The 4,801-nt window shown below is 45.8% G+C and carries 6 protein-coding genes; 2 read left to right on the forward strand and 4 right to left on the reverse strand.

The window, feature by feature from the left end:
- Nucleotides 1-74 precede the first annotated feature (74 nt).
- Nucleotides 75-749 (forward strand): pyrimidine 5'-nucleotidase, encoded by a 675-nt coding sequence (yjjG, locus tag CAG68_RS15705; protein WP_005374109.1) that lies wholly within the window; start codon nucleotides 75-77, stop codon nucleotides 747-749.
- 51 nt (nucleotides 750-800) lie between these two features.
- Nucleotides 801-1,340 (forward strand): NUDIX domain-containing protein, encoded by a 540-nt coding sequence (locus CAG68_RS15710; protein ID WP_086047560.1) that lies wholly within the window; start codon nucleotides 801-803, stop codon nucleotides 1,338-1,340.
- Between the two features lie 79 nt (nucleotides 1,341-1,419).
- Here the strand turns inward: CAG68_RS15710 and CAG68_RS15715 are convergent, their stop codons facing one another.
- The 4 genes from CAG68_RS15715 to CAG68_RS15730 all read right to left on the reverse strand — a co-directional run bounded on the left by CAG68_RS15715 (nucleotide 1,420) and on the right by CAG68_RS15730 (nucleotide 4,646).
- Nucleotides 1,420-1,854 (reverse strand): hypothetical protein, encoded by a 435-nt coding sequence (locus tag CAG68_RS15715; RefSeq protein WP_005480927.1) that lies wholly within the window; start codon nucleotides 1,852-1,854, stop codon nucleotides 1,420-1,422.
- A 20-nt stretch (nucleotides 1,855-1,874) separates the two neighbouring features.
- Nucleotides 1,875-2,426 carry a YtfJ family protein gene (locus tag CAG68_RS15720; protein WP_086047559.1) on the reverse strand — a complete coding sequence of 184 codons (552 nt, stop codon included), beginning with the start codon at nucleotides 2,424-2,426 and terminating at the stop codon, nucleotides 1,875-1,877.
- Between the two features lie 78 nt (nucleotides 2,427-2,504).
- Nucleotides 2,505-3,224: a carbonic anhydrase gene (locus CAG68_RS15725; RefSeq protein ID WP_086047558.1), complete on the reverse strand. Its 720-nt coding sequence runs from the start codon at nucleotides 3,222-3,224 to the stop codon at nucleotides 2,505-2,507.
- 78 nt (nucleotides 3,225-3,302) lie between these two features.
- A complete protein-coding gene (locus tag CAG68_RS15730; RefSeq protein WP_158173351.1) occupies nucleotides 3,303-4,646 on the reverse strand; it encodes an OmpP1/FadL family transporter in 1,344 nt (447 codons plus the stop codon).
- Nucleotides 4,647-4,801: the final 155 nt, after the last annotated feature.

The following is a 4,801-nucleotide window of genomic DNA, read 5'->3' on the forward strand; positions in this document are numbered from 1 at the left end:
TAGAGATTATCTTCAAGAAGAAAACAATCTAGACTATGCACCAGTATTACGACCTTGATTTTGGGAAGAAGAAAATGAAGTACGATTGGATCCTGTTTGACGCTGACGAAACCTTATTCCACTTTGATGCTTTCAAAGGTTTGCAGCTTATGTTTTCTCGCAAAGGCGTAGATTTTACTGAACAAGATTTTGCTCATTACCAAACCGTAAACAAACCGCTTTGGGTGGATTACCAAGACGGCAAAGTAACGGCAGATGAGCTAAAACATAAGCGTTTTACCGAGTGGGCTGAGAAGCTGAATACCACAACAGCAGATCTCAATAGCGCATTTTTAGAAGCAATGGCCGATATTTGCAGCTTGTTGCCAGGTGCAAAAGAGCTGATGGAAGCGCTGCAAGGCAAAGCTAAAATGGGCATCATCACCAACGGTTTTACAGAGTTGCAAGCGATTCGCCTTGAGCGCACAGGGATGACTGAGTACTTCGATAAAGTGGTGATCTCTGAACAAGTGGGCGTAGCAAAACCGGACTTAGGTATTTTTGAATACGCGATGCAGCAAATGGGCAACCCATGCAAAACGCGCGTACTGATGGTGGGTGACAACCTGCATTCCGATATTCTGGGTGGTAATAATTTTGGTATTGAAACTTGCTGGTTAAATACCACAGGCGCAAGCGTTGATGAGCGTATCGCACCAAATTACACCGTTGAGTCTTTGAGTGAACTAAAGAACATTTTGGTGGCGTAACTGAATCGGGTATTATTCCGCAGTAACCCTCAGAAAAATCAAGGAATAACCATGTCAGACATCAAACAGCTAGACAGCAAAGTCGTTTACCAGAATAAGTGGATGACGGTGCGTGAGGACAAAATTTTACGTCCGAGCGGCGCAGAGGGCATCTATGGTGTGGTCGACAAACCTGATTGTGCTGCGATTCTGGCTATCGATAACGGGATGATTCACTTGGTTCAGCAGTACCGTTACACCGTAGGTCAACGTTGTTGGGAGATCCCACAAGGGGCGTGGGAATCAAACCCAGATGCGGATCATCTTGAGCTTGCCAAAGGCGAGCTGCGTGAAGAAACGGGTATGCAGGCGAGCACTATGGTGTATGTCGGCGCGCAGTTTATCGCATACGGCTTTTTGAATCAGACATGTCACGTCTACTTCGCCACTGATTTAACGGACGTGGGCAATCAACTCGACAGTGAAGAAGAGGATTTGATCACTCGCGCTTTTTCTGTTGAGGAGTTCGAACAGATGATGATCGACGGCACGATCAAAGATTGTGTCACCATTGCTGCTTATGGTTTGGCGAAGCTGAAGAAATTCATTTAGTTATTCATGACGATTTTTTAATGAAAACAGCGGCCTAGTGCCGCTGTTTTTAGTTTGGGTGAGCTCGTTGAGCCATCGCTTACTCGTCGATTTTCTTACCTAAGATTTCCACTTGCGCTTTTTTAGTCACCCCCGCGACTTGCAGCGCAGTGCTGCCAACCGATTCATAGTTCAACTCGATTTTGTCTAACTTCGCGTTATCTTTTGTTGGTAGGCTTAAGCTTCTTGATGACATGCCTTTAGTCAGAACCCCTAAACTGTCGAACGTCTTTTCCTGACCATCTTTCATGATTACTTTAACGCTTTTCAGATCGACCGTACCTTGCGTACATTTGATTTTTATGTGGCTGAAACGAGCGTTAGCAAATGGTGACAGTGGATTGACTGTGTCGGTTTCCGATTTAAAACTGACGGTCTTATCTGCAATCTTATCCCAATCGTTGTCTCCTGCAACCGATTGGAAAGAGGCTACAGCCGCTAAAAGACAGAGTGCGATGGTGTTGAACAGTTTCATAGCTTTTCCTTACCTTAGGTTTAGATATTCTGTTTAATCAGTTCGATAACGTGTGTGACTTCGTCTTGAGTTAAAGCCCCTTCTTTCACGAATAAAATTTCACCTTGTTTATTTTGTACGATAATCGCAGAACTTTCTTGCTGCAGATCCCAAGTTGTTGCTAATACGCCATTCTTGTCTAACACCATGGAAGACCAAGAGAATGTCTTTTTGCTGTCCTCTGCCGACGATTTAACAAATGTACCGGTTCCCCAAATGGCGTCTTCTTGGTTGATCACGGTTGTGGTCTGATACTGATCTTCAGGAAAGTGAGCGGCAGTGATTGCTGACATCAGCGGCGCGTTCATCTCTTTGGCTTTACTACGACCTGCAATGGCTTGTATCACACGGATTTTGCCTAACATCTGCTGAGTTGCCCAAGGTTGATAAGCCACATCGTCTCCTTGCAGCGTCATTTCGCCATCGGTATCAATGCTGACGGAAGGGGTGGTTTGACCGACAGAAAGGTTATGAGAGAAGGCGAATGTCGGGGCGAGTGAGAGTAAGAGTGACAGAACAGATGGAGTTTTCATTGGGGGGCCTGTAACGAAGTGAGGTTAGAGCGAATCAAAATAAGGGGCAAATACGATGCCCCTTATCGGATTTGGCGATTAGTTAGAAAGTACAACGCGCGCATTTAACGGTTGTAGCGGACGATTGTTTTGTCCCATGACTTCCATAAGTTTCGCGGCTTGATCTTTGGATAAGGTTTGAGTGTCTTTAAGCACAAACCAGCGCACACCTTCTGAACATGGTGGTGTGGTTAAAGAGCCGTTAAATCGATAGTAGTTTGCAGTTTTTGGCAGTAAGTCGTTAATCTCAAGCGTATCTTTAAAGAACGTGGTTTGATTCTCTTGTGGGATTGCGTTGATCAGTTTAGACAGCCCTGCGTTTTGATCGCCAGCATCAAACATCACCGAAATTACCGCCAACTCGCCGTCTGCGTTGGCGTGTACAAAGTGTGCTTCAAGTGGATATTGGCGGCCTTTGATTTGGTTTTCTGAAGGTGTGTGGAAATGGAACTGTTGCAGCTCGAACGTCTCGCCATCGATGGTGAAGCTATTACGTCCATTCACTTGCGCTTGCAGCGTATGACCATTGTTGGTTAAACCAATGACCTGACCAGTGTACGAAAGGTTCAGTGCTTCCAGTTTTGCATCGGCTGGGTTGTCGATGTTGATTGGGCTTTGGTTTTTCGTGGTTGCGCAGTCTTTGGCGATTTCTCCCCAGTGTTCTGGCCCGTGTTTGTCATTGCCATAGCCCCATTCCGAAGCCTGAGCCGCGCTTAGAGTGAGAAGTGAGAGTGAAAAAGCAAGTAGTGTTTTGTTCATAATAATGTCTCTGTTCGGTCGCTTTGATAAGCGTTGTTACAAGGCAATGACCTAGAGGTTTGATCACTGCCTGACAAATTAGAAACGGTGGCTGAGTTGGGCACCAATTAGGAACGCATTTGAATGGGTCACGCCCGTTACCATCGGTGCAGGAACACCTTCATACGCGTACTCTTCTACGTTGACATCTTCACCAATCAAGTACGTCATGCCGATGTCAACCGTGGTATCTGATGACCATTGGTAAGAGGCACCCGCAGATAACCAGTGACGGTTCGAATCTGGGATAGAAAGCGAAGTCAGCTCATCGACAGGTGTTTTGTCGAACATGTAACCCGTGCGAAGTGTCCAACGTTCATTGGCGTACCAAGTCGCACCGATGGAGTAGTGCGCGGAGTCTTGCCACTGAAAATCTTTTAGCAACTGATCATCAGCTTTCAAGCTGTCAAATGCTGACCAACCAATCCACTGCACAGAATAGTGCAGGGCAAATTTAGGTAAGACGCGGTGATAACCGGAAAACTCCGCAATATCCGGTAGCGGCATAGCAAGTGAGTCGTACGATTCGCCAGCAAAGTGGATGTCACCCTTGGCATCGATGTTAGGGCTGTGCTTGTAGCTCAAACCCAAGCGATGACGTTCGTTAAACTCGTACATCATGCCAATGTTCGCGCCAAGCCCAATGCCGCCAGCTTCCACATCAAGTGCGTTGCCTTTTACGGCTCCGCAACGTTGTTCTAGTTCGTTTCCAAGTATGTTCCCACCAACGCAAACACCCACGTCCATATCGCGGTACAGCTCACCAGAGCCGTAAATCACATCAATACCACCACCGATACTAAAACGATCGTTCACCTTGTATGCCAAGCTTGCGCCAAGGTTGACACTCGCTACGCTGGTGACACCGCCAAAAACAGGTGCGCCATAGTTTGGTTTAAACTCCATGTCGGTTCCGAAGTTGGAGTATGCCGATAAGCCTAGATACCAGTCGTCGTTGATAGGGTGAATAAAGTAAAAATTGGGTACAACGGCTGGTTGACCAACGCCATCGACGTCATCAATGTCGGTCACGGTTTGAGAGAAGGACGGGGTAATGTCAACTTGAGGGGACGGAGGAAAACCACCCATACCAACATTGACATCCGCATTAATGTTAGCTCGATGATATTGCGCATTTTTAACGGTAACGTCAGGTTTGACGTAAGTGACACCGAACGATAAGGCATTTTGTTTAAACAGCGTCATCGCTGCGGCGTTGCGGCTGATTACAGACGCATTATCACCAATGACGGCATCACCAGCAAAAGCACGACCAAGACCCGTCGCAGAATGTTCGTTAATTTGAAAACCACCGGCATACGCCGTCGAGGAGGCTAACCCGATTAATAAATAAATCGGTGAAAGAGTTAATTGTCGCTGCATGTTTTTTTCATGAATTAATTAGAAGTTGTATTGCAACGAAAATCAGTAAAATAAACAAATCTGACCAGTGCATTTAAGAGTAAAACTAACAGTGTGCTGACAATAAGTAAATTTAACTTAATAAATATTTATTGTTGAATTTATTAATGCTTCAT

The organism is Vibrio sp. V42_P2S4T144 (assembly GCF_009904715.1).
Lineage (GTDB): Bacteria > Pseudomonadota > Gammaproteobacteria > Enterobacterales > Vibrionaceae > Vibrio > Vibrio alginolyticus.

Coding starts and splice junctions, on each gene's coding strand:
- CAG68_RS15710 (WP_086047560.1), top strand. CDS start 801: ATGTCAGACATCAAACAGCTAGACAGCAAAGTCGTTTACCAGAATAAG.
- CAG68_RS15725 (WP_086047558.1), bottom strand. CDS start 3,224: ATGAACAAAACACTACTTGCTTTTTCACTCTCACTTCTCACTCTAAGC.
- CAG68_RS15720 (WP_086047559.1), bottom strand. CDS start 2,426: ATGAAAACTCCATCTGTTCTGTCACTCTTACTCTCACTCGCCCCGACA.
- yjjG (WP_005374109.1), top strand. CDS start 75: ATGAAGTACGATTGGATCCTGTTTGACGCTGACGAAACCTTATTCCAC.
- CAG68_RS15730 (WP_158173351.1), bottom strand. CDS start 4,646: ATGCAGCGACAATTAACTCTTTCACCGATTTATTTATTAATCGGGTTA.
- CAG68_RS15715 (WP_005480927.1), bottom strand. CDS start 1,854: ATGAAACTGTTCAACACCATCGCACTCTGTCTTTTAGCGGCTGTAGCC.